Consider the following 25,660-nt stretch of genomic DNA (forward strand, 5'->3'; position numbering starts at 1 on the left):
CTTCTTGGGCTTCATGGTGGGCATCTCTTGATCTGCGCGTGTGAACAATTAGAAGACAAATATAACACTTATATCGTTACAGATCCTTAGCTGGTACCAACTTTTTTCAATGAGGTTATTAACTCATGAATCAGGATGCAATACCTAACGAAAATGCATCAGTAGAGCCGGACCTGTTCCCCCCCGGCTCCAGGGCCTGTTTTATTTTTACTCACGAAAAAGGGCTTACGGAAAAATTAGTTACCATATTCGAATCCCAGGGGTATTATACAGCCACGGCTGACGATCCGGGACAGGGGGTGGCCAAACTTCGCCTGAACAGGTACGATGTGGCTGTGGTACAGCATAACAGCAGCAATGCCTCCATGTTTGAGGAGATAAATTCATGGCCCGGCAACACCAGGCGGGCCATGAACCTGATCGTTCTGGGCGGTGAAGCGCCCAGCATGCACCAGAGCCAGTCCTTAGTGCTTGGTGCCAACTTTTACCTCAACATCGATGATTCAGACAACCTGGAAGAACTTATTATGCAGTGCCTCAGGGGATACCAGCTTTACTATCACCCTTGGCACAAGGTTTTGGAGGAAATGAATGATTAATGAAAAGACAATACTTCAGGCCAGGCTCAAAAACTGCCTGTTGACCATTGTAGAAATGGAACCCCTGCTGAGCAGGATTTCTGTCCACCATGAACTGAAAAAAGAGTTCAGGCAACTCAAGGAAATTTCCGGTAAAATCGCCGGCATGGAGCTTTCAGACGCTGAAGTTGAACGTATTGAAAACGCCACGGAAGTATTTTTGAAAGAACTGGAGATCCCCGGGGAATTTCTGCCCCAGGAAAACCACGAAACTCTGCAGTAAGCTCCAGGGCTTCAAATTTTTTCGGATATCTTCCAGACCGGCTCCGGATGAAAGAATTACCATGCTCATCAGGCTCATCGTACTTATCCTGCTCGGTGCAAACATAGTCCTGGCCTACCAGCTTTACTGGGGGCCCAGCAGCGTACCGGTCTACCTGGAAAACAAAGAGACTTTTCAGGAACTCAAGCAGGAAAACAAGGCGCTTTTAGAGGAAAACAAGCAGCTCAGCAAAGAAATAAAGCACCTGCGCAGCAGAAAGGACTTCATCAAGGAGGCTGTGCGCAAGGAAATGGGATACGTACGCGAAGACGAGGTAATGTACTACTTTTCCGATTAAATGTGCGTGTTTGACTTGTCCGGGGCGGGCTTTTTCCGCAGCAGAAAATCAAAAACCGAAAAAAGGCACAACGGGACAATGCATGAGCCAAGACAGAATTGACTTCTACGAACAGGTGCTGGAGCTTGAGCCCGGCTCCAAGCTTTTCTACACCCTGGCCAGACTCTACTGCGAACATGACCACCTGGAAAAAGCCCAGGCAGTTCTGGAATCCGGCCTGGAAAAGCACCCCGAGCACATGCAGGCCAGACTTCTTCTGGCATCGGTCATGGAGCGCGCCGGCAATTCAAGTGCCGCCCGGGGGGTTTACCGGGAGATATTCGACAGGGTCCTGGATTCACCGGAATTCTGGTCAGGACTGGCTGCTGCCTTCAAAGAGGAAGGCCGTGATGAGCCAGCCCTTGCTGCTGCTTTTCTGTCCTCGTGGATATCTGATCATTCCCTTACTTGGTCCCGGGTTTTTCAAAACGGCCTGGACCATCTAAAAAAATCCCATGTTCCGGAAACACCCCCTGCTGAGCCAGCCCCTGCCCATCCGCACCCGGAACCTGAACCGGACGAATCAGATCCAGAACCTGATGAATCAGATCCAGAACCTGACACAGAGCCTGCAAATGACGCCAGCCGGGATTTCTCCTTAGAGCCTCTGGACAGCGAGGACACGCAGATACCTGGCGAGGAAGCTGCTCATGAAGCCCCCCTGGAAAGCATGGATGCCGTAGAGGAAGATGCGCAGCCCGAAGCATCCCATGAGGATTTCCCCGAGCTTTCCGAACCCCAGAAAGCCCCTGAAGAGGAGCCTGATGCTGTCGAACACGAAATGGAGCATGCCACTACCCAGGCCGGCGAAGATGCGCCTCTTCATGAAGAAGCAAACCAGCACGATGAACTGCAGGAAATCGAGCCGGGCAGCATCGCCGGGGAAGAAGAGTTCGACGATCCGGAAGAAGTGGAGGATATAAAATTTGAAGACGATGCCAGGACAAGATCCATGGCTGACCTGCTGGCCGCCCAGGAAGAGTATCAAAAGGCTCTGGACATCTACAGGGAACTCTGGGTTAGAAGTCTGCCCGGCCCGGAACGACTGGAACTGGAAAGCATTATATCCGGACTGCAACAAACACTGGGCCTGGACCATGATAGCCGGGACCAGTCTCCTGTGACGGCTGAGATGGAAGAACCTTCAGCCCTCAACACCGATCCTGCTGCCCGGCAGCCTGACAACACAGATGAAAAAGAGCCGCAGCAATTTCTTGAAGACCGGGAAAAAAACTTCCTGGAAACTGATCCTGAAGATGCAGGGGAAAAGGAAAAAAGCACAGACAGGGAGGCTTCGGATAAAAAAGAGGTCATGAGTTTTCTTTCCCGCCTTGCTGACAGACTGGATAAAAAATAGGAAAGGGAAGGGATAAGGAAGGGATCTCATACAACCACCCCCGGCCCCTCCTTGGCTAAGGAGGGGAGTTTACGCCGTGCACGTAATTCTATCCAGCGGGGCAGGCTGGGTGTCAGATAAAGTTGCCAACATGTTTGTTTGAAATTTGTGCTGATATCGTATCTCAATTGGGGACAGTCCCGCACCTACTTGGGAATGATTTCATGAAATCGCTGGAACTTGCTGAGAAATCAAGTAGGTGCGGGACAGTCCCCGGAAGTCAGTCATAAGTTTCCCTGCAGCATTAAAATGAATTCCTGAATCCCCCAATTCCTGAATTCTTGAATTCCTGAATCCCCCAATCCCCCAATCCCTGAATCTAATCCTTCAACTGGCCAAGCTCGCTGCTGACCTCCTGGATCTCCTGCTCCAGCTTTTCCTTTTCTTCTTCAAGGCCTTTTATCATCTCCTTTATCCGGGCCTCCTTGGCGATTATCTTATGCTCCCTGGCCCTTATTTCCGCATGCATCTGGATATACTTGTACCCCAGAAACCAGGAGCAAAAAACCAGCAGCAGCAATGTCCAAAGAATAAAATACATCAGTCTTTCTGCACCTTTTTTTTGGCTTTACGCAGATCCTCTGGCTGAACAAAACCCAGAAGAACCATGGCGTCTTCCACTGCAAGCCCGGCGTTGTCCCCTTTTTCAAGGTACTGCCTGGCCTTTTCAATGTGCTTGTGTTCAACTATACCTTTATTGAGCAGATACGAAAGGCTCTCCGGGAGCTGATCCTCAGCCCATTCCTGATCATGTTCCTGCTCTTTCTGCCTGGTTTCACTGTTCATGTCCTGAACCTTTTTCCGGTCCTGCAGCTCGCTTCTCAGCCTGTTTTTCTTGAGCTTGAGATCCCCGACCTCTTTTGTCAGTTCGTTATAATGCTTCTGTGTTTCAGCCAGACGCTGTTCCAGAAGCTTGATATTTCTCTTTTTCCAGTCCAGCATGCGGGCATAGGCCAGAGCGGTTCCCACCACCGCCGCCAGAAATATCATCAGGTATATAAGAAGATCCCAAGCATCCATAACTGTCAGCCTTCAGCAGGAAATCCCTTGAAGCAAATCCTGTGCATGTTTAATCTGTCCGTCGAAGCGCAAGGCACTGGACAGGGTTTTTGGTATTGCGTCCTGAGACACATTTATTTATAGAAAAAGGGAAATAATATCAAACCCGGGATTGATTACAGAACCTGGGCGGGCAGGATAAACCTGCAGAAAGTCTGAATGCAGACAGCCATCCCCGACTGGATGCAGCTAACTATTCGATTTTTATATATCATGGCGTCGAACCCCCTGTCCTCTTGTCACACGCCTGACGTGACAAAATGACTTTTTGCAGAGACATCTGGCAGGGTAGACCCTTGATGAATAGACCCTGTACATGGCCGGGTTCAAGGTATTTCCCGGCATTTTCAATTTCAGGCCAGCATTATATGGCCTTATTTTTTGTTGCTGCTAACCAGATATCTATGCGCCGAGTCAGGCTCCCGGCAACCGCGCAAAAAAAAACCTGGGGAGCATTTCTTGTGATAAACTGCAAAGCTACTTTTTTTTTATAATGGAGGAAGAATGAATCAGTTCACGTTCCCGGTAATACTCGTCTTGGCCCTGATCCTTCTCACCCCTGGCTGCGGCGGGATAACGGAACTGAGAGACAGGTACTGGCCCACCGGTCCGTCGGAGTACGAGATGAAAGTTTCCGACAAAGACATGGACAGGCTTCAACTGGAGCTTGTCCAGAACATATACCCGGTGGATACTGAATTGTCCATGCTCCTGCGCCGGCTGTCTGTCCAGGACGATTACCCGCCGCTGCAATGGAAGGAAAACCTGGTGCAGGACTTTCCCTGGTTAAACGGCATTGCTGTACTGGACACCGAGAAAAATGTACAGGCCGAGCATCCCCGGGACGGCATCAAACAGCTTGAATATTCCCCGCTGTTTCCCAGGGCCCTGGAGCTGCCCCTGGGCCAGACAATGCTTGCAGTGGAAGACACTCCACTGGGGCCGGAAATACTGCTTGCCAGTGCCGTATACCGGGATTTTGAAATAGAAGGGCTGACAGTGGTTCATTTTGACCCCAGAAGTTTCATAGCCGACAGCGCCGATCCCGATGAAATCGTCATCATCTGCAGGGAAAAGGTGGTCTGGCCGGGACAGTACCAGGACCTGAAGGAAGAGATGAACGAGGTGGAATGGGGAGAGCTCACCAGGAAAAAAATAAGCGGCACAATCGAGGTGGATAACAGCCGGTTTTTCTGGTTTGCCCGGTCTGTGGGCCAGGACTGGCTGATATATCTGCTTAAAGACAAATAAGGGAGGTTGTCATGCGCCAAATTACAGTAACCGAACATCTGCTTGTACACCAAAAGGCCAGTCCCATGGCCACTGGGCGTTTCACCAGGCTGCTAAACGAACTTATCCTTGCCGCCAAAATTATATCCAGGGAGGTGAACAAGGCCGGGCTGGTGAATGTCCTGGGTCTTACCGGGGACACCAATGTCCAGGGAGAGGAAGTCCAGAAGCTGGATGAACTGGCCAACTCCATCCTCATATATCGCATGCAGAGGGCCGGCTTCCTCTGTGCCATGGCTTCCGAGGAAAATGCAGACCTCATAGAAATCCCCTCAAAGTTCGCCCAGGGTGATTATATTCTGCTTTTCGATCCCCTGGACGGTTCCAGCAACATAGACGTAAACGTAAGTATCGGAACCATTTTTTCCATTTTCCGGCGCACCCGCGAGAATGGCCCGGTATACATGGAAGAGGTACTGCAGAAAGGCGAGAACCAGGTGGCTGCAGGGTATTTCATTTACGGCTCCTCCACCATGATGGTCTATACCACGGGCAGCGGAGTGCACGGGTTTACACTGGATCCCAGCGTGGGGGAATTTCTGCTCTCCCACCCCAACATCAAGACCCCGGAACAGGGGAAAGTCTACTCTGTGAATGAAAGCTACTGGGACTACTGGGACAAACCCACCCAGGAATGCGTCAACGCCTTCAAGTCCAGCAACAACAGGCGGGGCAAGCCCTATTCCCTGCGCTACATCGGCTCCCTGGTTTCTGATTTTCACCGCAACCTTTTAAGCGGCGGCATCTTCATGTATCCCAAGGACAACCGCGACCCCAAAAAAACCAGCGGCAAGCTAAGGCTCATGTGCGAAGCCAATCCACTGGCCTACGTGGTGGAACAGGCCGGCGGGGCGGCCAGCGACGGCCAGAGAAGGATACTGGAAATCGACCCCCATGAACTGCACCAGAGAGTGCCCCTGTTCATAGGCTCCAAAAATGACGTGGAGCAGGCTGTAAGCTTTTACAGGGATCAGGATGCTTAGCCTGGGAATAGAGACTTCCTGCGACGAAACCGCCCTGGCCCTTGTTGATGAAGGCCGGATACTGCAGGAGGTCATGTTTTCCCAGGTGGACAAGCACTCCATTTTCGGTGGCGTAGTGCCTGAAATGGCCTCCCGGGAGCACCTGCGCAAGCTGCAGCCCCTGTGGCACAGCCTTCTTAAGAAAAGCGAACGCCGGGCCGGGGATGTCGAGCTAATTGCAGTGGCCCGGGGGCCCGGGCTGCTGGGCTGCCTCCTGGTGGGCCTGGGCTTTGCAAAGGGCCTGGCCATGGGCCTGAAAATCCCCCTGGTGGGAGTAAACCACCTGCATGCCCACCTCATGGCCCCGGCGCTGGAACAGGAGATTGAATTCCCGGCCGTGGGCCTGCTGGTTTCCGGGGGCCATACCAGCCTGTATAAAATTGACTCCAGCATCGAATTTGAACTGCTGGGCCGTACACTGGACGACGCAGCCGGAGAGGCCTTTGACAAGACGGCCAGGGCCTTGAACCTGCCGTACCCCGGAGGTGTCTACATTGACCGCTTCGCAAGCTTTGCAGAGCCGGACCCGGATATGTTTCCCAGGCCATACCTGGACAACCCGAGCCTCGACTTCAGCTTCAGCGGACTCAAAACAGCCCTGGTCAATCACATCCGCAAGCACCCCGGGCTTGTTCAGGAAAATCCCCTGGAAATAACTCCGGACTCCACACCGGACCCGGAACTGGCCAGGGTATGTGCCTCATTCAACCTGGCAGTGGCCGAAACCCTGCAGGCCAAGCTGCAAAGGGCCGTTTCTGCCACTGGGGTACAAAACGTTATTCTAGCCGGGGGGGTTGCAGCCAATTCCATGATCCGTCAAAAAACAATAAAGCTTTGCAGCAGCATGGGCCTGCGTCTTATTCTGCCCAGCCTGAACCTCTGCACGGACAACGCCTCCATGATAGCCTGCTGCGGCGAAATTCTGGCCAGGCACGGCCTGTATCACGACCTGGAACTGGAAGCAGTGCCCAGGGGTAGAAAAATACCCTGGGACTATTGTGGATTGAAAAATTCGGGGATTGAGGAATTCAGGAATTGAGGAATTCAGGAATTGAGGGATTGAAGGATTCAGGGATTGAGGATTTAATTTCAAACAACTTTACTTGGAAACGTTTGCAATAAGGTATCTGTTTAGCGCTTTGCATGTGGCATGGGGACTGGCTCTTCCGGGACCCACTTGTCCCAAAAAATGAGATGTTTTAAGCACAAAATGATGCTCAAGTGGGTCCCGGAGTGCCTGTCCCCTGCTTTCCTTAAAAGAGCTAAACAGATACGCAATAAGAGACCAGACAACTTTAGAAATGATAAAACAACGAGGTTAGAGAGATGCGCAGCCACAAAATGACCAGGGGAATTGAAAAGGCCCCTCACCGCTCACTGCTTTATTCACTGGGCCTTACCCGGGAGGAGATGGAACGCCCCCTGGTGGGGGTGGTCAACTCGGCCAATGAAATCGTCCCGGGGCATCAGCACCTGAACAGAATATCCCGGGCGGTCAAGGACGGGATCCGCATGAGCGGTGGCACACCCATGGAATTTTCCACCATCGCTGTTTGCGACGGCCTGGCCATGAACCATGCCGGGATGCGCTTCAGCCTGCCCAGCCGGGAAATCATCGCCGACTCGGTGGAAATCATGGCCTCAGCGCATCCATTTGATGCCCTGGTGCTTATCCCCAATTGTGACAAGGCGGTTCCAGGGATGCTCATGGCCATGATCAGGATGAACCTGCCCTCAATAATTGTCAGCGGCGGCCCCATGCTGGCCGGAGAAGACCGGGGAAAGACCGTGGATCTCATTTCAGTTTTTGAAGGTGTGGGCAGGGTCAAAAGCGGGCAGATAGACCAAGAAGAACTGCAAAGCCTGGAACAAAACGCCTGTCCCGGGTGCGGTTCCTGTTCAGGCATGTTCACCGCCAATTCCATGAACTGTCTGTGCGAGGCTATCGGCCTGGGACTGCCCGGAAACGGAACGATTCCCGCTGTGTACAGCGAGCGCATCAGGCTGGCCAAGACAGCCGGCATGAAGGTGATGCAGCTTCTAAAGGACGACCTGCGCCCCAAAAGCATCCTGACACCCAAGAGCGTGGCCAATGCCGTGGCCGTGGACATGGCCCTTGGCTGCTCCACCAATACCGTGCTGCACCTTCCTGCAGTCTTTGCCGAGGCCGGGCTGGAACTGAACCTGGACATCTTCGATGTCATGAGCAGAAAGACTCCCAACCTCTGCCGTCTTTCACCGGCCGGTCCGCACCACCTGCAGGACCTGCACCGCGCCGGGGGCATCCCTGCCGTTGTCTCTGAGCTTGCCGGCAAAAGCATTTTCGACCTCAACTCCATGACCGTAACCGGCAACTCCTGGAGAAAGAACCTGGAGGATCTCCAGGCCCGGGTTCTGGACCCTCAGGTAATCCGCTCAATGGACAATCCCTACAGTTCGGGGGGCGGAATAGCCATTCTGCGGGGCAATCTCGCCCCTCATGGTGCCGTGGTCAAGCAGTCCGCGGTCACTGCGGAAATGATGGTCCAGACCGGTCCGGCCAGGGTGTTTGAAGGCGAGGAGGATGCTGTGCAGGCCATTCTTGATGGACAAATCAGGCAGGGGGACATTGTCATCATAAGAAATGAAGGTCCCAAGGGCGGCCCCGGAATGCGCGAAATGCTGACCCCCACCTCAGCCATAGCAGGGATGGGGCTTGACAAACACGTTTCTCTGATCACTGACGGACGTTTCAGCGGCGGCACCAGGGGGGCGGCCATAGGCCATGTTTCCCCGGAAGCCGCAGAGGGCGGCCCCATTGCCCTGGTCATGGAGGGTGACGAGATCAGTATAGACATCTACAAGGGATCCTTGAACCTTAATGTGTCCGACCAGGAGCTGGAAAAAAGAAGACAGAGCCTGAAACCCCTGGAAAAAGAAGTAGATTCCCCGCTTCTGCGCAGGTATGCCCGCATGGCCGGATCCGCCTCTACCGGGGCTTCCTTCAGGACTTAGTCCATGTTCAACCCGGAAAAAGCAGACAATTATGACCGCTGGTTCACTACTCCCGAGGGGCGTTTCGCCTTAGAACAGGAAAGAAGGCTCATTCAGCACCTGGTGTCGGGCTGGCCCAGGCGCAGGCAGAGCCTTCTGGAAATCGGCTGCGGAACTGGAATTTTCCTGGACATGTTCTGGGAATACGGCTTTGACATCTATGGAATAGATTCTTCCCCGGACATGCTTAGAAAGGCCCGGGACAAGCTCGGCTGCAGGGCGGATCTGCATCTGGGCAGCGCCGAGAGCCTGCCCTTTGACGACAACGAGTTCGATTTTGCCGCCATGATCACCCTGCTTGAGTTCTGCAGAGATCAGGGGCAGGTGCTGGCCGAGGCCGGAAGGGTAGCCCGCAAGGGTCTTTTGATCTGCTTTCTGAATAAGAATTCCCTCTACCATATAAGCCACAAGCTGCTGCGGCTGTGGAGAAGGGACAAGCTGCTGGTGCGGGCCAGGTGGCACTCATACAGGGAAGTCAGGTCCCTGGTGCAGGAAAATCTGGGCAATAAAAAAACCTACGCCCGCTCGGTACTCCTGGGCACCAGGATACTGTGGCGGGACAGACATGTATTCAAGACACTGAACCGGATGCTCTGGCCCCCGGTATTTGGGGCTTTTACCGGTATGCGCGTGGACCTGATAGACAGGGAACCTATTAAAACTCCGCTTCTGGCCCCGGTAAAATCAGAAATAAAGGCGGGGTGAGGTCACTACCGTGCACGCGTAACCATTCATCGTGAACCCGGGGACAGTCCCCTTAGCGCTTGAGCGACTTGAGCGACTTCTGACCTCCGCTGTCTCCTGACTCCTGACTCCTGACCTCTGACATCTGATCACTGACCTCTGACCTCAGAGGCTCAGGGCAAAGTCATTACCCTGACCTCTTCCCCCCTGGCCAGACCCTCGCAGTTTGAAGGAATCCAGATAAGACCGTCCGCCTGAAATACAGTCTTAAGCAGCCCTGATTTGCCCAGTACAGGGGTTGCTGTCAGGCCCTGTTCATCCTCTTGAAGCCTGACCCGCACATAGTCTTTACGTCCGTAACTGGAAGCCAGGTTTCGCGAAAGCCTGGCCCTTACCATGCCTTTTGCGTCTTCTGAAAAAGCATCAGCAGCGCCTTGCAGGTGATTTAAAAAAGGCAGTACCAGCACCAGCATGACCACCTGGGCTGAACCAACCTGCCCGGGCAGACCCCATATGTACTTGTCGTGCCTCCGGGCGAAGATGGTGGGTTTGCCCGGGCTGATGGCCAGGCCATGGGCCAGGACCTCAAGCCCTTGGATGCCCTGCATGGCTTTCAGGGTGAAATCGCGCTGTCCCACTGAACTCCCGCCCGAGACCAGCAGCACCTCGTTTTTTTCAAGGGCCCTCAAGAGGGCTTTGTTCAAGTCCTCTTCCCGGTCCCTGGTTATCCCGTAAACCGTGGCCTCACCACCGCACCCCCGAACCAGGTGCGCCAGAGCGTAACTGTTTACATCCCGGATATATCCGGCTTGCAACGGGCTGGATATATCCACCAGTTCGTCCCCGGTGGAAATAATTCCCACCCTGGGGGTCTTGAAAAAAGCCCATTTGTCCACTCCCAGGGCGGCCATCATGGCTGTCTGCCTGAACCCGGCCCTCTGCCCGGCAGAAACGGCCACGTCGCCTCCAGCCACGTCCTCCCCCCTGAACATGACATTTTCCCAGGGGGCCACCGGCCTTCTTACTTCCACCGTGCCCGCCCCCAGTTCCTCTGTATATTCCTGCATAACCACGGCGTCAGCCCCCTGGGGCAGTATTCCGCCTGTGACCACGCCTGCACAGCCTCCCTGATCAATGCTGAAGTCCGGTATATCACAGATTCCCAGGTCTTTAACCTTTTCCAGATAGGCGGGATTGCTTTCCCCGGCCCCGAAGGTATCCCCGGCCCTAACCGCATAACCGTCCATGGAACACCTGTTTGTTGCCGGCAGGTCCCCGGGGGCATGTAAGTCCCGGGCCAGAAACCTGCCCCGGCAGTTTTCCAGGCCAAGCTCTTGCGTGCCCAGGGCGGGCATTTGCTGTAGTATCCGTGTCAGCTCTTCCACCTGCAGCACATTGAAAAAATCGTCCATGGTTCCCTCTTTATATCCTGGTTTCAAACAGTTTTATATTATTCGGCGGCAACTACTTATCCGACCAGAAAACTCTGGACTTTTTATGCTTGAGCCACCCCATAGGCAGGCCCTGCCAGTAGAATTCCACCAGCCCGTTCCGGGTGGATGCATCAAAAAACCTGCTCTGTCCGGACACCAGGGCCCTGACCTCCTGCACATCCCGTACCTGGTACCCCATGGTGCTGCTTCCTTTTAAGAAAATGCGCATTCTGGGATTTGGAACGAAGCTGTTTTTTTTGAGACTTCCTGCAAACATTCCCTTGATCCTGAGCCCCTGATGCACATAAGGCAAGGCCTTATCCGGCACAAAAAAAACTTTGCCTGAAAACCCGTACAGGCCTATTTTTTCAAGTGGTTCAGGCAAATCAAAACCTTCAGGCATCAACTTATGCCAGGATGAAGGGGCGTTGACTTTGTCATTTTCTTGAGTCCAGGCCCTTTTTCCGGGCTTTTCCAGGGCAGCCATGAAAAAACTCTGTGAACCAGACTCGTCTCCTTTCATGACCAGCATGCCAGGGGCTGTGCTCTCCAGACCGGGCAGACCCAGTTCACTCTGCATATGCTGCGCCCGCGGGGACCCTGCCAGGCTGGTGCGCTTAAGAATCCAGTGCACCTGGTTTTGGTTTTCCTCTTCATTGGTGGTACACGTGGAGTAAACCAGCCTCCCGCCGGGGGCAAGCATTTTGTAAGCCTTCTCCAGGAGCTTTCTCTGCACTTCTATCAGGGTATGCAGGTTTTCTTTTTTCCATACCCTGGTCACTGCGGGGTTTTTGCCCACAGTACCCCATCCGCTGCACGGGGCATCCACCAGGATGCAGTCAAAGACAGGTCCTTGAGGAAAAGCCTGGCCTGCATAATTCGTGGTGACCACGTTGGCCGCATTCAGTCTTTCCAGGTTGGCCCGTAAAGTACCCAGCCTGTCCCTGGATGGTTCATTGGCAATGACCAGGCCGCCCTCTCCTGTCATCTCTGCAAGCTGAACGCTTTTCCCTCCCGGAGCAGCGCACATGTCCAGTACAGCTTGACCCGGGCCCGGTGCCAGAAGAATGGGCGGAAGCATGGAGGAAAGATCCTGGATATATAAAAAACCGAAATACCCGGCCAGGCTTGCCCCCAGGCCAAAGGGACCGTTTTCTTCCACCCAGGCCCCGGGAACCTCCGGGACAGGGGCGAAGTCAAAGCCCTCGCTACTTAATAAGTCGTGGCATTTTTCCTGTTCAGCACCCCGGCACACCCAGCGGAAAAAGCGCTTATAGCCTGTTTTCTGGTACACTTGCATTATCTCTGTTATTTGATATTATTTACTTTCTTATTGACAAACAAGCCCCCGGTCTTGAACAATAACGAGGTTGTCCAAGCACAAGCCCCATATGTGGAGGAACCCATAAATGATTAAAAAAATCTTAGTTTTATTGTCTTTTCTGCTGGTCTTCAGCGCCCAGGCCTGGTCCGGGCAGGAGCCCAAAAAGTATGCAGTAATGCCCATTGAGATCCACGGTCCGCAGGAATACGCCTACCTGAAGCAGGGCATTCAATCCATGCTCAGCTCCAGGCTGACCCGCACCGGGGAAACTTCTCCCATACCCCCGGGTGAAGTCAACCAGCAAGTCGAGGCCCCCCCGGCCTCAGAAGAAGAGGCCCGGGAACTGCTCACCGCCCTTGGAGTCGACTTCCTGGTTTACGGGTCAGCCACTATCGTGAATGACAGCTGCAACCTGGAAATATATGTCCTGGACGCAGACATGGAACGTCACAGACTGGACAGGGAAAGCTCCCTGGGCCAGCTTATCCCGGACCTGGAGGACCTGGCCCAGGATTTGACAGCCATGGTTGTGGACGATGCAGAAGCCCGGGCCGAACCAGATGATCTGGAACCGGTGGCCCCGGTGGCCGAGGCCCCTCCCCAGGACGAGGCATACGTAAGCCCCCATTTTGAATTCAGAGACGACCCCCAGGCTGCCGGCAGGTGGCGCAGCCAGACCCTGCCCTTTTCCAGCGTGGGCATCGCCGTGGGAGATACACAGGGCGACGGCGAGCAGAACATCTTCATCCTGGCCGACCGCAGGGTACACGCCTACCGCATGCATGAAGAAAGACTTGACCATCTGAGCACCTACGAGGCCCCCGGCACTTATCAGAATCTGAACATCAATGTCCTGGACACCAATCGCGACGGAAAAAAAGAAATCATCGTCTCAGCCGTGCAGGACAAGCGGGCCAGATCATATATCCTGGGATTCGAGGACAACGAGTTCAAGGAACTTCATAGAAGAATCGGCTTTTTCATGAACGTGACCAAAACTCCTCCAAACTATGAGCAGACCCTGGTGGGGCAGCGCATAGCCAGTGGATCAAGGCTCTTCCGGCCTGGAGCCGTCCAGGAGGTCATATTTACAGACGGCGAACCTGAACTGGGCCCGGGAATATCCCTGCCGGACAGGGCCAACATTTTCAATTTCGCCTTTCTTCCAAGAAATGACGATCACCTTGTGGTGGTGGCCGAAAATGACCGCCTGGAAGTGTATTCCTCGGACGACCGCCGCCGTTATACCACCAGTGAAGAATATGCCGGATCAGGACTGGGCCTGGAGATAGACGATACCATGCCCGGCATGGGGCAGACTTCCCCCAGCGAAAGAGAAGTGAGTTACTACTATATCCCCACAAGGCTCGTGACCACCAGGCTGGAGGGGCAGGATGAGTATCAGCTGCTGGCCCACAAGCACTTTTCAGGCCGCCTGGCCAGCGTTTTCCAGCGCTACCGTAATTTCCCCGAAGGCGAGATACATGCCTTGTTCTGGGACGACGTAGGCCTGAACATACACTGGAACACCCGGCGTATCCAGGCCAGCATCGAGGACTTCGGTCTCTACGATATGGACGGCGACGGCAATAAGGAACTTGTGGTCTGTGTGAATACACATCCGGGCATAACCGGAATGCAGCAGCAAAGAACCATAGTCCTGGCCTACAAGATGGACCAGTAAGGAGCTGAGACTTTGAAAACTTCTCGCCCGGGCGATCTGAAATCCAGCACTCACTTAAGATGCCGGTAAATGATTTTGCCGAAAATATCCACTTGTGTGTGCTGAACACTGCAGAACCTGCGAATCACTGGAAAATATGGAAGTTATTATTTAGATCGAACCACCCCCGGCCCCTCCTTAACCAAGGAGGGGAGTAGACCGTGCTGTACTCATAAAATGACTAAACTGAAATTGTAGTTACATGCAAGATATGCAGAAGCAGACAGCACAGCAGTGCCTGGTTTCCTCCACGGAGTCCGGGCAGAAGCTTTTCTCCTACCTTAAAAGGCGGCTGGGCAGAGAATTTCCCGGATCTGGGCTCATGCGCCTTATCCGCACTGGACAGGTCCGGGTCAACAGTAAGAGGAAGAAGCCTTATGACCGGGTCTATGCCGGGGATACTGTCCGCATTCCCCCGCATTTTCCGGAGACCGGTGACGACCCTCAAAGGGCCGGAGAGCTGCAAATCGTATTTGAAAACCCGGATTTCACTGTCCTTGACAAGCCCGCCGGAGTGCCGGTGCACTCCGGAACATCGGCCCGCAGGGACAACATGGTTCTTCGCCTTCGCAAGCACTATGCCGGGGCAGACTTCTCCCCTGCACTGGTACACAGGCTGGACAAGGAGACTTCAGGCCTTCTTCTGGCAGCCAAAAACTACGCCTGGCTCAGAAGAATTCAGGCCATGTGGAACAAAAACCTGGTGGAGAAGACCTATCTGGCATGGGTTCATGGCTCCTGGCCATCAAGGTGGGTAAATCTGGAGCACAGGCTGATAAAAACTTTTGAAAAAATGCAGCCTTCCCCGGAGGGCAGACCTGCTCTTTCCCGGGTCAGGTCCATAGCCTCCAGCCGGGATAAAACCCTTGTCCAGATCCGAATTATCACCGGACGCACGCACCAGATCAGAACCCAGCTGTCCCTCAGCGGTCATCCTGTTATAGGCGATGGCAAATACGGCAAAGATTCAGGGTATGCTGAAATGTATCTGCATGCCTATATGCTGGCATGGCCCGGGCATGTATTTTGTCTGCCCCCGGGCTGGACAGGTGATTTTACAACTCCGGGGGACCTGGAAAAAAGGGTCAGGAAACCTGAATCTGGGAGAGGGGGAAGGTCTCGCTGTAAAGAAGACGCCTGTCATCATCCCTGGCCTTGACTCTCAAGGCGAATATACTTTCCGGGCTTAGTTCTTCCGGCAGTTCAAAAGTCACATCCACGTTTTTAAACCTTGATATGGCGTAATCAAGGTCGTCATGGTCCAGGTCAAGGTCCACCTGTTGACCATCCCTGCGCACAAGGTGCAGAAATATGCGTCCGCTTATGGTTTCTCCTTCAGCCATGTTGTTGACGTCAAGGCGCACACGCATCCGGTCACCGTTAAAACCGGCCTGGACATTATCCACCCCGACAATGCCCCTGTCTTTGTATTCGAATACTTCTACCAGGTCCACCGGAGGGACAATGTTGCGCCTGGTATCGTTGACAGTCAAAAAGGAATGCAGGTCTTGGGACTCGTAGGTCTCGAAAATTTTCTGGATGTTTCTCTTTTTTTCCAGTTCTTCAGCAGTCTGTTCCAGGTTTTTGGAGACAACCTGCAGATCTTCTCTGACATGCCTCTTTTCCTGGTAAAAAGTGATGGTAAAATAACCCCCCAGTGCAGCAGCGGTCACGGCAAGAAAAAACAAGGCAATAAAAAACTTGATCCAGAAAGGACGTATCCGGAATTTTCTGACGGAAGTATCATCACGCATCAGGATAACGCTGTACTTCTTGCTCATTATCCCGTCTCTCTCCAGTCCTCGCGCAGAATAAGCCAGCTGTCCCCGGAACCGGGAACAAACTGCAGTGTTTTTATCCCCTTGTCGCTGTATCCCGACCGGCTTGCGTATTCCTGCTTGAAACGAACCTCAAACCCATCTCTGCCCACATGGGCCTCTATATCAGATATTTCAATCTCGGCCGGCTCGTTGCCGCGTTCCCAGAGATCCTTCTTATCCTTCAGGATGCTGTCCAGCCCTCTTACATTTCCCTGCACAGCATCGGGGTGATAAAAGGAGGCGTACTTGTCAACATCTGCTTCCAGCCAGGCCTGCCGCCATTTTTCAACTACCTGCTTGAGCCTTTGTCCCCTGTCCTTAATATAACTGTCTTTCAGGCCGGGCTTGTTGTAATTTCTGAACTCTTCTCCCACAATCCTTAAATCGCCGGCTTCATCCTTTTGCCAGTACAACCGCTTTACACCGCTGGAGAAAAAGCCCGAGGAATTGAATACCTGCCCGAAGTAGCTGACCCAGTAATCTGGCCCTGCCAGAACCTTGGGCTGCTCTATGTATACATCCATCCAGTCGTAGGTATTGAAAAGACCCTGTTTGTGATTTTTGAAGCTGGAAAAACTTTTGCCGCTGCTTCTGGCAAACCTGTCAGGTAAATAAAACTCAAAGTATTCCCCTGTTCCGTCACTCCAGGCTGCTGCCCAGTCCAGACTCAAATCCGCAATCTTGCGGGACTTTTCCAGCTCTATCTCGTCTTCTTCCCAGCTCATGGTAGAGGTAATAACCACCGGCGTGTTCTGAAGCTGCACCATATCCTCCAGCCTGTGCATGTACTTCATATCCATGGCCACGCAGCCTTCCGTATCAAAGGGCACAACTTCCTTTCCCCGCCCATGCAGCCAGATGCCGAACCCTGTCTTTCCCTTGGCCCTGTCCACCGGGTTGGGATAATTCAGGGTAAGCCCCATCTCACCGTATAGATCGCGGTCCAGGTGCCTGGTATCTATTTGGCGCTCAATAAAATATATGCCTTCAGGAGTCTTGAGATCCCCCTCGACCTCCTTGTCACCCACTCCCTCACCAGTAGTGACTTCCCATTTATACTCTTTGCGCAGGGGGCTTTTGTTTGAAAAAACGAAAAATGTCTGGTTTTTCTTATCCACGACGAACAGATCTTCCGGGGCCCTTGAATCACCTGTTATCAACGGTTCCCAGGCCATGGCCGGCAGGGACCACGTCAGGATCAACAATAAAAAAAGAATGGTTCGCAAGAATACCTCACCAGTTAAGTTCCACCCTGCCCAGGGGGCCGGACATGACTAAGTCAATGGAGTCCCCGTTTACCGGGGGGAATCTCAGGACATAATGATCCTGCCACCTGTTGACGTAAGGATAGAACGATTCCAGTTTTGCCAGGGGCTCCCTGCTTTCACGAATCTCTAAGGGATATATTTTTCTGCCCTCGTGCAGCAGAAATATTGACCACAGGGGATCGTCGAATTTTAAGCTGCCCCTGGCCTTATGCCCCTTGGCCAGGGCCAGGAAAAAACGGGTTTCGTGTTCCAGGGAGTCTTCCAGGTTTTGCCGCAGCTGCACTTTTTCATCAGAAGTCAGTCCATATACTTCGGCCCTCTTCTTTATGTAGGCCTGCATCCATTCCGGGCTCTTGTAGGTGGCCCTGGCAATGATCTCCGTATCCAGGCCCGAATGCAGGGAATCCTTTCTGGTCCACTCATTGGTGGTCTGCACGTAAGGATCGCCCAGGTCCGGCCATAAAAACTCCGCTGCCTTATGTCCACGGCAGCCGGCCAGCAGCAAAGCCAGGACCAGAAAAATGGTTATCTTGCCCCATGGTGGCATTTAACCCCCTTTTGCTGCTCTAAGCAGACTCTGGCGAGTAAATATGCACTTGATGTCAAAACCGGCCCGGACTATGTTTTCCGCACCGCCCTCTTCACGGTCCAGAACGCAGAGTATGGGACCGATTGCCAGACCGGCATCACGGACTCTCTCGCAGGCGGATAAAAGTGTGCCTCCAGTGGTTATCACATCTTCCAGCATACAGACCCTTTGCCCCGGGCTGAAATTGGCCATACCCTCCAGGAATTGTCCTGTACCATGCCCCTTGGCCTTTTTCCGGACAATAAAACCGGGCAGAGGACGATTATCAAGATAGGACATGACTGTGACAGCGCTCACAAGTGGATCAGCACCCAGGGTCATACCGCCCACCCCTTCCGGATACTTTTCATACGCATAAAGCATATCTAAGAAAATACGCCCCAGTAGAAAAGCGCCTTCTGGATGCAGGGCGGTCTGCTTGCAGTCGAAATAATAATCGCTTTTTTTGCCGGAGGTCAGGGTGAAATTCCCTTCCTGATAAGACTTATTGTAAAGCAGCTCAGCCAGCCTGGACTTTGCGTCAAAATTTTGCACTATTTAAACACCCTCTGAAATACTAAGTCTTCATGCTTGAGATAGTAGCCCATATCAAAGACTGCATCCAGCTCATCCAGTGGAATATGCTTAAGGATCTCCTGGTTCTCCCGGATCCTGTCGGGAAAATATACCTTGTTCTCCCAGCAGTACATGGCATCCTCCTGCACCAGTTCATAGGCCTTTTGCCGCTCCAGACCCTTTTCCACCAGGGCCAGCAGAACTCTCTGGGAAAAGTAAAGCCCCATGGAAAGATCCAGGTTGTACTCCATATTGGCGTCATTTACCTGCAGCTTGTCCAGAAGGTTCGTGAGCCTGGTAAGCATGTAGTGGATAAGGATGGTGGAATCGGGCATGATCACCCTTTCCACAGAGGAATGACTGATATCGCGTTCGTGCCACAGGGCCATGTTTTCCATGGCTGCCAGGGCATTGCTTCGCACCAGCCGGGACAGTCCGGTGAGGTTCTCAGCGGAAATGGGATTCTTCTTGTGCGGCATGGCTGAAGACCCCTTCTGCCCCTTGGAAAAGCCTTCTTCGGCTTCCAGTACTTCGGTGCGCTGCAAGTGTCTGAGCTCCACGCACAGACGCTCAATACCACCTGCCATCAGGGCCAGAGCGGTGAAATACTCAGCATAGCGATCGCGCTGCACTATCTGGGTGGATACAGGGTCCACCTCAAGACCCAGCTTCCGGCAGGCCAGCTCTTCCAGCCGGGGGTCCAGATGGGCATAAGTGCCCACTGCACCGGATATCTTGCCCACCCGGATCTGCTCCAGCGCCCTTTGCCACCTGGCCTCGTGTCTGCGCATTTCAGCATAAAAACCGGCCATTTTCTGCCCGAAACTGATGGGCTCGGCATGAATGCCGTGAGTACGCCCCATCATGAGCCGGCCCTTGTACTCGTGGGATATCCGGTCCAGAGACTGAAGAAGCCCGTCCAGGGCTTTGGCGATTATCTCACCTGCCCTGTAGAGCGAAAGGGCATTGGCAGTATCAACAATATCCGAGGAAGTGCATCCCAGGTGAATATATCTGGCCGAAGGCCCTACCTTTTCTTCCACAGCTGTTAGAAAGGCGATGACATCGTGCCTGGTCCGCTCTTCGATTTCCAGAATGCGGTCCAGGTCAAAGTCGGCCCTGGCACGGATATTTTCCATGTCCTGAGCCGGGATTGCACCCAGTTCATGCCAGGCTTCGCAGATGGCCAGTTCCACTTCCAGCCAGGCCCTGAATCTTTTCTCCTGGGTCCAGAGCTCACCCATTTCCTTTCGGGTATATCTTTCTATCATGGTCAGTTTCCAGGCGGATTTTCAGGGCTGTTTAAGGCCCTGCAGACTTAACCTGTGGAGGTGCAGGAATTGAATCTCAGCTTATAGTTCAAAAAAGGCAGCTTGAAAGCTGCCTTTTAAAAGTTAAGTGTTGGATGTGTCCTGGGATGACGGGGTACTGCTTTCTGAGCTGGTCGAGGCCGAGTTATCGCTCTTGGCTTCGCCGTTTTTGGCGGTGGTTTTGCCGTTGCCGTTGCCGACCTCGCTTTTGCGGTTGCAGTAATCCGTCACATACCAGCCACTGCCTTTAAGCACAAAGGCTGAATTGGAAATAAGTCTTGAAGATGCGCCCCCGCAAATGGGGCAGTTGACCTCACGTTCCTTGAAGTCCTTCTGCCACTCCTCAAAAAGCTGTTGGCATTCGTTGCACCTGTACTCGTAAATAGGCATTTTTTCCTCCTTAGACAGGTTTGAAATATATTTTTCCTGATGTTTTTTTAGTATCTGTCAAGCAGTTGCCTCATAAAAAGATTTGAACAAAACATTGACGCAAAATCCTTCCACAATGCAGAATTCATTTATCGCCAAAAAAAGATTTGTCAAGACTTCCGGTGCCAGCTGACACTTAACCCATCAGGCTTGAGATCCCTGCCTGAAAACATCCAGAACCGGCCAGGCTAGGCCTTGCCAGCGGCCTGGATAGCTTCTTTCTTGCGCTGTTTGAGGCGCTTTTTCTTTCTGCGGCGGCGCCGGTCAATTTCCTTGTGACGTTCAATCTTCTTGTGCCTGCTCATTATTTCAATCCTCCCTTTCAATTTCTAAAAAAATAATTTTAATACATAACATTACGGCATGTCCAGTACTTTGTTGGCCTGAGCCGGAGATTAAATCCCAGCCAGTTCATAGCTCTGTGATCCAAGGCCCAGATCATGTGCATAGTCCAGGGCGTGAGAGCCGTTGGTCTTGGGATGCGCTGCAGTAAACTTGTCCTGGCCCGGTGTTATATCTTTGGGCAAAGCACTGGGATGCAAAGGCTGGGCCTGGTTCACCAGGTCCAGGCAGGCCCTGTCCAGGGCCACCGGATCCAGGGAGGCCAGAACCCCCAGATCCGGGCACAGAGGGGCATCGCTGAATCCCGGACAGTCGCAGTCCGGGGTGACGTTAAAAATATAATTTATATGCACGCACCTGTCTTTTTTCCGGGAAAGTACAGCAGCAGAGTACTCCATCATGCGCTCCAGGAAGGCATTGCCTTCTGTCTCCCAGTTGATCTGCAGGGCCCCTGTTTTGCACACCAGAATGCAGGCAGCGCAACCCACGCATTTTTCCGGGTCCATGCGCACTTTCTCGTCAACAAGAGTCAGAGCCCCGGATGCACAGACCTGCATGCACAGGCCGCAGCCCTGGCAATGGGAATCATCCACCTTGGGAGCCAGGCCGGAATGCTGGTGCATTTTGCCCTGCCTGGTGGCGCAGCCCATGGCCAGGTTTTTCAGGGCTCCGCCGAAACCGGAAAGCTCGTGCCCCTTGAAATGGCTGACATTGACCATGAAATCAGCATCCATTATATCGCCTGCCAGGTAAAATTCGGACAGGTGCCTGCCCTCAAAGCTCACCCTTCTCTGGTTGTTGCTCCTGAGCCCGTCGGCAATGATCACCGGGGCTCCCAGCACATTGGGGTCGAAACCGTGCATTGCTGCCTGCATGTGGTGGGATACGGCCTCCCCCCTGTTGCCCACATAAAGGGTGTTGGTATCGGTAAGAAATGGCCTGGCCCCGGTCTTCTTTATAAATTCCACCACGGGCCTGACCCACAGCGGGGAAACAAAGCCGGTGGTGCCTCCCTCCCCGAAATGGATCTTTACCGCAGTGAGCATGCCCGGCTCCAGCATGGAACCCAGGTCGATCTTCTTCAGCAGCTTTTTCAAGCGCAGGTCATAGGGCATCTTGCGCGAGGCCCGCAGGTTCCAGAAATATACTTTGCTCATAAAAATTCTCCTTTGCCCCTTTACTGCCAGAAATAAAAACAGGGAACAACCCCCGGGGCTGCTCCCTGTCAAAACCGATTCGTGTGATCTTTATCGAAGTCGGAGTCGGGATCGGTATCGGCTTCGGAAAAAATAGAAGTGATAATCAAGCGGGTTAAAAACCCAAAACCTTCGATACCGATGCCGATCCCGATACCGACCCCGACAAGAGCCTCATACTGATGTAACTCTTCAGGGGGGGAGATATGCCAATTTGCCTGTCTGCCAGACGGGTAATGCCTTGCTGGGGATCTTTTATTCTTCAAAACCGTGTGTGCGGAGCACCAGTGTGAAGCCTGAAGGCTTCCCGTGCCGGAGAAGATTTTTTGGCACGGGCAACTTCGTTGCTCATCCCAGTGAAACCAGCTACGCTGACCCAGCACTCACTTTTCCATTTGTTTGCTTGTGATGAAACCGAAATTATTAAAGTGAGTGCTGGGTGTTTCACGGGACAGGCGGGCGGCTCTGCCGCTCACGGCTGGGGAGTACGCCTCAAGTCTATTCCCGGTGGGGATTGCTGGCACCCCCTGAATGGTTACATATTGATGAGGGGTTACACCACCTTCTCCCCAAATCCCCCAATTCCTCGATTCCCCAATTCCTGAATACCTCAATCCCATCATCCTTAAACTCAAAACTGATAGCTGAAGCTCATACTCCCGATGTGGGTATGTCCATCCTTGAACCTGCTGTCCAGTATATCTATAGTGCCGTCATCGGTGCTGTCCCTGGCGTCAATACTGCGGTTGGCGAACCACAGGTAGGAATAGGACAGATCCAGGCTGGCCTGGTCCCAGCTGAATCCGATGCCGGAGGTAATAATATGTCTATCGTTGGTAGGAGTCATGTAGTCGGCATACTTGTCCCGGTCAGGGATCTGGTCAAATACATACCCCAGCCTCAGATCTATAAGCTCTGTCAGGTCGTATTCCGCGCCGAACTGAAAACGCCACACATCCTCCCACTTTTTATCAATAGCTCGCTCTTCAAAACCTGGAAAGAGAGGTTCACTGTACTCAATTTTCAGCTCATCATAAGTACTCCACAAGGTATATATGGCGTTGGCTTCCAGGGTCAGCCTTTCCAGGGGCCGATACATTACCCCCAAGCCAAAGGAATCAGGCAATGTGATGTCACCCTCTGCGGAGGTGTTCTGGAAAAAACCTGGAGGAGTACCCGCAGGTCGATCAAACTTTGCATCGCCGGAGACTGTCTGCTTTACCCGGCTTTTGTAGGTCAGGCCCACCGCCCAGGTGTCGCTGGGCTTGTAGTGCAGGGCTGCGTTGGCTCCAAACCCGAAACTGTCTCCGTGGACTTCGGCATCTATATCTGAAAGTCCAAAAGCCTGTCCATTAACAGCTCTTTCCTGCTTGAAATCAAACCACATTACTTCAATCCCGAATGCCATGGACCATGAATCACTGATCTTCAGGGCCAGGTTGGGGTTGAAGGACAGGGACTGTACCCTGTTGTAATATGAATTATATCTGCCGGGCCAGTCATCGGGATATTCAGTCCCCAGTCCGAACCTGGAGTATATGCCCAGACCCAGCCAGGCCTGGTCTGTCAGTTGATGGGTCAAAAATGCATGCGGCGGAATCCAGTAATTGCTCTCTATACTGGTGGTCTCAGTATTTCCCGTCTCATCAGTGGTCCTTATGTCTCCGCCCGGGGCCACCACAGAAAAACCCAGCTTGGTCCTGGTGCCCTCAAGCTGGGTTATTCCCGCCGGATTATAGGCCACTGCCGAAGCATCGTCCGCTCTGCCGATCATGGTGCCCCCCAGCGCCGTTCCCCTGGCCCCCCACTCATAAAGGGCAAAGCCGGCTGCGTGGACACTTCCCCCGTACCCGAAACACATGAACAAAAACAGCACAACAACTCTTTTCCAGTTCATTTCCCCTCCAAGTCAGTTTCACGGATTTTATGCCATTTTTCAACCGCACCCAAAAAACTGACTGCCTAATACCTTCAGGAAAAAAAGGCAATATCTGCATACAATTTTAATTCCAGACATAATCGGAAGGGATAGTCGTCATGCATTAGCACCGGATACCGGCCGGAAGACAACACGCTCTATTCCCAGCGGTTTCCGCGCTTTTTGAGCTCTATGTATTCCAGCCGGCCCTGGTCACTGACAAAGGAACTCAAGGCCCAGCTCACCAGGGCTATAATCAGAGCCCCGCCCATGGCCGACCAGAAACCGTGGATCTCCAGTCCGGAGACGACTCCGGAGACCATCAGCAGAAGTACAGCGTTGATTACAAAGGTAAAAAGACCGAAGGTGAGGACATTTAACGGCAGGGTCACCAGCAGGAGTATGGGACGGAAAAGGGCATTAAGGATACCCAGAAAGGCGGCAGCCACGAAAGCTGAAAAAAATCCGGCCACATGGATTCCGCCCACTATGTAGGCGCAGATTATGACCGCCACTGTCAAAATCAGCCAGCGTATAATAATTCCAGGCATGGGATCACCTCTTGGGGCAAGAATTGAAGTTCTGAATTATTGTTTTTGAAGCCTTGCTTTGGATTACTTATGTCAGTGACTTACTCCTGAAACCCTGTCATAAAAAACAAGAACCACGCGCTGCGCGTGGCAGGCCTTAGACAGGATTAACAGGATGGATAGGATAATCAGCCACCGGCCTGATGCCGCTGACTGAATTTACCATCGCCAAAGGCGATTGAAGACCTTTTGGCCTGGCTTCCGCCTGTCCCGTTTAATTGCTCGCAGAGCAAGCCCGAAGGGCATTAAACTGGGAGCCAGGACAAAAATATTTTTCTCTTAATCCATCTCTTAATCCTGTTAATCCTGTCTAAAATACTCTTTTCTTTATTGGGTTGCGGGCATATCCCGCGTTAGCATAGCTCCTATATATGAAAAATATTGTCAAGTTTTTACAAGACCATATCGCGCTTGAGCAGCCGGCCATGTTATAGGGCAGGTTTGGATACATACCCGGCTGCAAAATAATTAAGTAGACATTTTCACGGAATTGGGGGACTATCACAAGTGACAAGACTATTTCCGGGCTTGCCGCAAGACCCGTATACTCCCCTTCTCAAGGGATCTTTGTGCCTGGTGCACAAACAGACCTCAACTGACTACATGAGACTGCGGCAACCAAGCATAACAACCCCACAATCCTGGCCCGGCCTGAATCAGGAGGACTCGCATGCGTGAAAACTGGACCAGTAATTTTTCAGCAGGCCTGCTTATCGGCGTGGCCCTGGTCATCAGCTCCCTGGTTCTTGGAGGGGCTGTCAAAGATTTTAGATCCTACGACAGATACGTAAGCGTACGCGGATTTGCTGAGAGGGAAGTGCCTGCAGACCTGGCCTACTGGCCCATCTCCTTCAGCGCGGCGGGAAACGACTTGCAGAAAATTCAGGAAGAGCTGGACACTTCCGCTGATAAAGTCATGGCTTTTTTAGACAGGCAGGGCCTTGGGGAGGCCGAGGCATCCATCTCATCCCCCAGGATAAACGACCAGCACGCCTTTGGTGCTTCTCCTCAGCACTTGCCGGCCAACAGGTTTACCGCCCAGAGTGTAATAACCGTGCGCACAGGGGATGCAAAAGCGGTCAAGGAAGCCATGTCCGCCGCAGGAGAACTCCTTTCAGAGGGGGTGGTCCTGGTGCACTCTTACGAGTTTCAGCCCAGGTTTGAATTCACAGGCCTGGCGGAAATCAAGCCGGAAATGATAGCCGAGGCCACACGCGATGCCCGAAGCGCAGCCAGGCAGTTCGCCCGGGATTCAGAAAGCAGTGTTGGAGCCATTAGAAGGGCGAGCCAGGGACTGTTCACCATCAACGACCGGGACGATTTCACCCCGGAAATCAAGCGGGTCAGAGTGGTGACCAGCGTGGATTATTTCCTGGAAGACTGACTGCAGGATAAATGATGATATCATTTTGCAGCGATGCCTGTTTTCTTTGACCATAAAG

Annotated in this window: 26 protein-coding genes; 12 read left to right on the forward strand and 14 right to left on the reverse strand. The window is 52.9% G+C overall.

The genetic code is table 11. From position 1 onward, the window contains the following. The first annotated feature begins 125 nt into the window (after positions 1-125). The 4 genes from DTHIO_RS16040 (at position 126) to DTHIO_RS20845 (ending at position 2,594) form a co-directional block, all read left to right on the forward strand. Entirely contained in the window at positions 126-599 is a 474-nt protein-coding gene (locus DTHIO_RS16040; protein WP_008871309.1) for a response regulator, read from the forward strand. Next, on the forward strand, positions 592-861 hold the full coding sequence (locus tag DTHIO_RS16045) for a hypothetical protein (protein ID WP_008871310.1): 270 nt from the start codon (positions 592-594) through the stop codon (positions 859-861). Before DTHIO_RS16040 ends, DTHIO_RS16045 begins: the two co-directional genes overlap by 8 nt. Before the next feature lie 61 nt (positions 862-922). Continuing rightward, complete coding sequence (locus DTHIO_RS16050) at positions 923-1,198, forward strand: FtsB family cell division protein (RefSeq protein ID WP_008871311.1); 276 nt, start codon at positions 923-925, stop codon at positions 1,196-1,198. Positions 1,199-1,280: 82 nt separating this feature from the next. Continuing rightward, positions 1,281-2,594, forward strand: coding sequence for a tetratricopeptide repeat protein (locus DTHIO_RS20845; RefSeq protein ID WP_008871312.1), 1,314 nt, complete (start codon positions 1,281-1,283; stop codon positions 2,592-2,594). Between the two features lie 358 nt (positions 2,595-2,952). Here DTHIO_RS20845 and DTHIO_RS16060 read toward each other — a convergent pair whose 3' ends face one another. Both DTHIO_RS16060 and DTHIO_RS16065 read right to left on the reverse strand, forming a co-directional pair. Beyond that, on the reverse strand, positions 2,953-3,174 hold the full coding sequence (locus DTHIO_RS16060; RefSeq protein WP_008871313.1) for a hypothetical protein: 222 nt from the start codon (positions 3,172-3,174) through the stop codon (positions 2,953-2,955). Next, on the reverse strand, positions 3,174-3,653 hold the full coding sequence (locus DTHIO_RS16065) for a hypothetical protein (protein WP_008871314.1): 480 nt from the start codon (positions 3,651-3,653) through the stop codon (positions 3,174-3,176). The genes DTHIO_RS16060 and DTHIO_RS16065 overlap by 1 nt, the downstream gene beginning before the upstream one ends. 543 nt (positions 3,654-4,196) lie before the next feature. On the opposite strand from DTHIO_RS16065, the gene DTHIO_RS16070 reads away from it, so the two are divergent. The 5 genes from DTHIO_RS16070 (at position 4,197) to DTHIO_RS16090 (ending at position 9,742) form a co-directional block, all read left to right on the forward strand. Continuing rightward, positions 4,197-4,943 (forward strand): hypothetical protein, encoded by a 747-nt coding sequence (locus tag DTHIO_RS16070; protein WP_008871315.1) that lies wholly within the window; start codon positions 4,197-4,199, stop codon positions 4,941-4,943. 11 nt (positions 4,944-4,954) lie between these two features. Then, a complete protein-coding gene (fbp, locus tag DTHIO_RS16075) occupies positions 4,955-5,965 on the forward strand; it encodes a class 1 fructose-bisphosphatase (protein ID WP_008871316.1) in 1,011 nt (336 codons plus the stop codon). Further along, positions 5,958-7,043 (forward strand): tRNA (adenosine(37)-N6)-threonylcarbamoyltransferase complex transferase subunit TsaD, encoded by a 1,086-nt coding sequence (gene tsaD / locus DTHIO_RS16080; protein ID WP_008871317.1) that lies wholly within the window; start codon positions 5,958-5,960, stop codon positions 7,041-7,043. Before fbp ends, tsaD begins: the two co-directional genes overlap by 8 nt. 287 nt (positions 7,044-7,330) lie before the next feature. Further along, positions 7,331-8,998 carry a dihydroxy-acid dehydratase gene (gene ilvD, locus DTHIO_RS16085; protein WP_008871318.1) on the forward strand — a complete coding sequence of 556 codons (1,668 nt, stop codon included), beginning with the start codon at positions 7,331-7,333 and terminating at the stop codon, positions 8,996-8,998. A 3-nt stretch (positions 8,999-9,001) separates the two neighbouring features. After that, positions 9,002-9,742 carry a class I SAM-dependent methyltransferase gene (locus DTHIO_RS16090; protein WP_008871319.1) on the forward strand — a complete coding sequence of 247 codons (741 nt, stop codon included), beginning with the start codon at positions 9,002-9,004 and terminating at the stop codon, positions 9,740-9,742. Positions 9,743-9,894: 152 nt separating this feature from the next. Here DTHIO_RS16090 and DTHIO_RS16095 read toward each other — a convergent pair whose 3' ends face one another. Next, positions 9,895-11,133, reverse strand: a complete 1,239-nt coding sequence (locus DTHIO_RS16095) for a molybdopterin molybdotransferase MoeA (RefSeq protein ID WP_008871320.1) — start codon at positions 11,131-11,133, stop codon at positions 9,895-9,897. Between the two features lie 52 nt (positions 11,134-11,185). After that, positions 11,186-12,454, reverse strand: coding sequence for an RsmB/NOP family class I SAM-dependent RNA methyltransferase (locus tag DTHIO_RS16100; RefSeq protein WP_008871321.1), 1,269 nt, complete (start codon positions 12,452-12,454; stop codon positions 11,186-11,188). 109 nt (positions 12,455-12,563) lie between these two features. On the opposite strand from DTHIO_RS16100, the gene DTHIO_RS16105 reads away from it, so the two are divergent. Further along, the gene (locus tag DTHIO_RS16105) at positions 12,564-14,162 is read left to right on the forward strand and encodes a hypothetical protein (protein ID WP_008871322.1); all 1,599 of its coding nucleotides are present in this window, start codon (positions 12,564-12,566) and stop codon (positions 14,160-14,162) included. Positions 14,163-14,412: 250 nt separating this feature from the next. Further along, the gene (locus tag DTHIO_RS16110; protein ID WP_050775224.1) at positions 14,413-15,360 is read left to right on the forward strand and encodes an RluA family pseudouridine synthase; all 948 of its coding nucleotides are present in this window, start codon (positions 14,413-14,415) and stop codon (positions 15,358-15,360) included. Here DTHIO_RS16110 and DTHIO_RS16115 read toward each other — a convergent pair. From DTHIO_RS16115 to DTHIO_RS16165, 10 genes are all read right to left on the reverse strand, one after another. Next, positions 15,287-15,982, reverse strand: a complete 696-nt coding sequence (locus DTHIO_RS16115; RefSeq protein ID WP_008871324.1) for a hypothetical protein — start codon at positions 15,980-15,982, stop codon at positions 15,287-15,289. The genes DTHIO_RS16110 and DTHIO_RS16115 overlap by 74 nt on opposite strands. Next, positions 15,982-17,196: a L,D-transpeptidase family protein gene (locus DTHIO_RS16120; RefSeq protein ID WP_161598692.1), complete on the reverse strand. Its 1,215-nt coding sequence runs from the start codon at positions 17,194-17,196 to the stop codon at positions 15,982-15,984. The genes DTHIO_RS16115 and DTHIO_RS16120 overlap by 1 nt, the downstream gene beginning before the upstream one ends. A 58-nt stretch (positions 17,197-17,254) precedes the next feature. Beyond that, entirely contained in the window at positions 17,255-17,836 is a 582-nt protein-coding gene (locus DTHIO_RS16125; protein ID WP_008871326.1) for a hypothetical protein, read from the reverse strand. Continuing rightward, on the reverse strand, positions 17,837-18,412 hold the full coding sequence (gene pyrE, locus DTHIO_RS16130; RefSeq protein ID WP_008871327.1) for an orotate phosphoribosyltransferase: 576 nt from the start codon (positions 18,410-18,412) through the stop codon (positions 17,837-17,839). It abuts the gene before it with no gap. Next, the gene (purB, locus tag DTHIO_RS16135; protein ID WP_008871328.1) at positions 18,412-19,704 is read right to left on the reverse strand and encodes an adenylosuccinate lyase; all 1,293 of its coding nucleotides are present in this window, start codon (positions 19,702-19,704) and stop codon (positions 18,412-18,414) included. Before purB ends, pyrE begins: the two co-directional genes overlap by 1 nt. Positions 19,705-19,827: 123 nt before the next feature. Beyond that, positions 19,828-20,133, reverse strand: coding sequence for an FmdB family zinc ribbon protein (locus tag DTHIO_RS16140; RefSeq protein ID WP_008871329.1), 306 nt, complete (start codon positions 20,131-20,133; stop codon positions 19,828-19,830). A gap of 434 nt (positions 20,134-20,567) precedes the next feature. After that, a complete protein-coding gene (locus DTHIO_RS16145) occupies positions 20,568-21,671 on the reverse strand; it encodes a DUF362 domain-containing protein (RefSeq protein WP_008871331.1) in 1,104 nt (367 codons plus the stop codon). Positions 21,672-21,739: 68 nt separating this feature from the next. Next, positions 21,740-21,976, reverse strand: coding sequence for a hypothetical protein (locus tag DTHIO_RS21735; protein ID WP_161598693.1), 237 nt, complete (start codon positions 21,974-21,976; stop codon positions 21,740-21,742). A 365-nt stretch (positions 21,977-22,341) separates the two neighbouring features. Next, the gene (locus DTHIO_RS16160) at positions 22,342-23,607 is read right to left on the reverse strand and encodes an OmpP1/FadL family transporter (RefSeq protein WP_008871333.1); all 1,266 of its coding nucleotides are present in this window, start codon (positions 23,605-23,607) and stop codon (positions 22,342-22,344) included. A 179-nt stretch (positions 23,608-23,786) separates the two neighbouring features. Continuing rightward, the gene (locus DTHIO_RS16165; protein ID WP_008871334.1) at positions 23,787-24,179 is read right to left on the reverse strand and encodes a phage holin family protein; all 393 of its coding nucleotides are present in this window, start codon (positions 24,177-24,179) and stop codon (positions 23,787-23,789) included. 709 nt (positions 24,180-24,888) lie between these two features. Between DTHIO_RS16165 and DTHIO_RS16170 the strand changes: the two genes are divergently transcribed. After that, the gene (locus DTHIO_RS16170) at positions 24,889-25,602 is read left to right on the forward strand and encodes an SIMPL domain-containing protein (RefSeq protein ID WP_008871335.1); all 714 of its coding nucleotides are present in this window, start codon (positions 24,889-24,891) and stop codon (positions 25,600-25,602) included. Positions 25,603-25,660: the final 58 nt, after the last annotated feature.

It is taken from the genome of Desulfonatronospira thiodismutans ASO3-1 (genome assembly GCF_000174435.1).
In the GTDB taxonomy this organism is placed as follows: domain Bacteria; phylum Desulfobacterota; class Desulfovibrionia; order Desulfovibrionales; family Desulfonatronovibrionaceae; genus Desulfonatronospira; species Desulfonatronospira thiodismutans.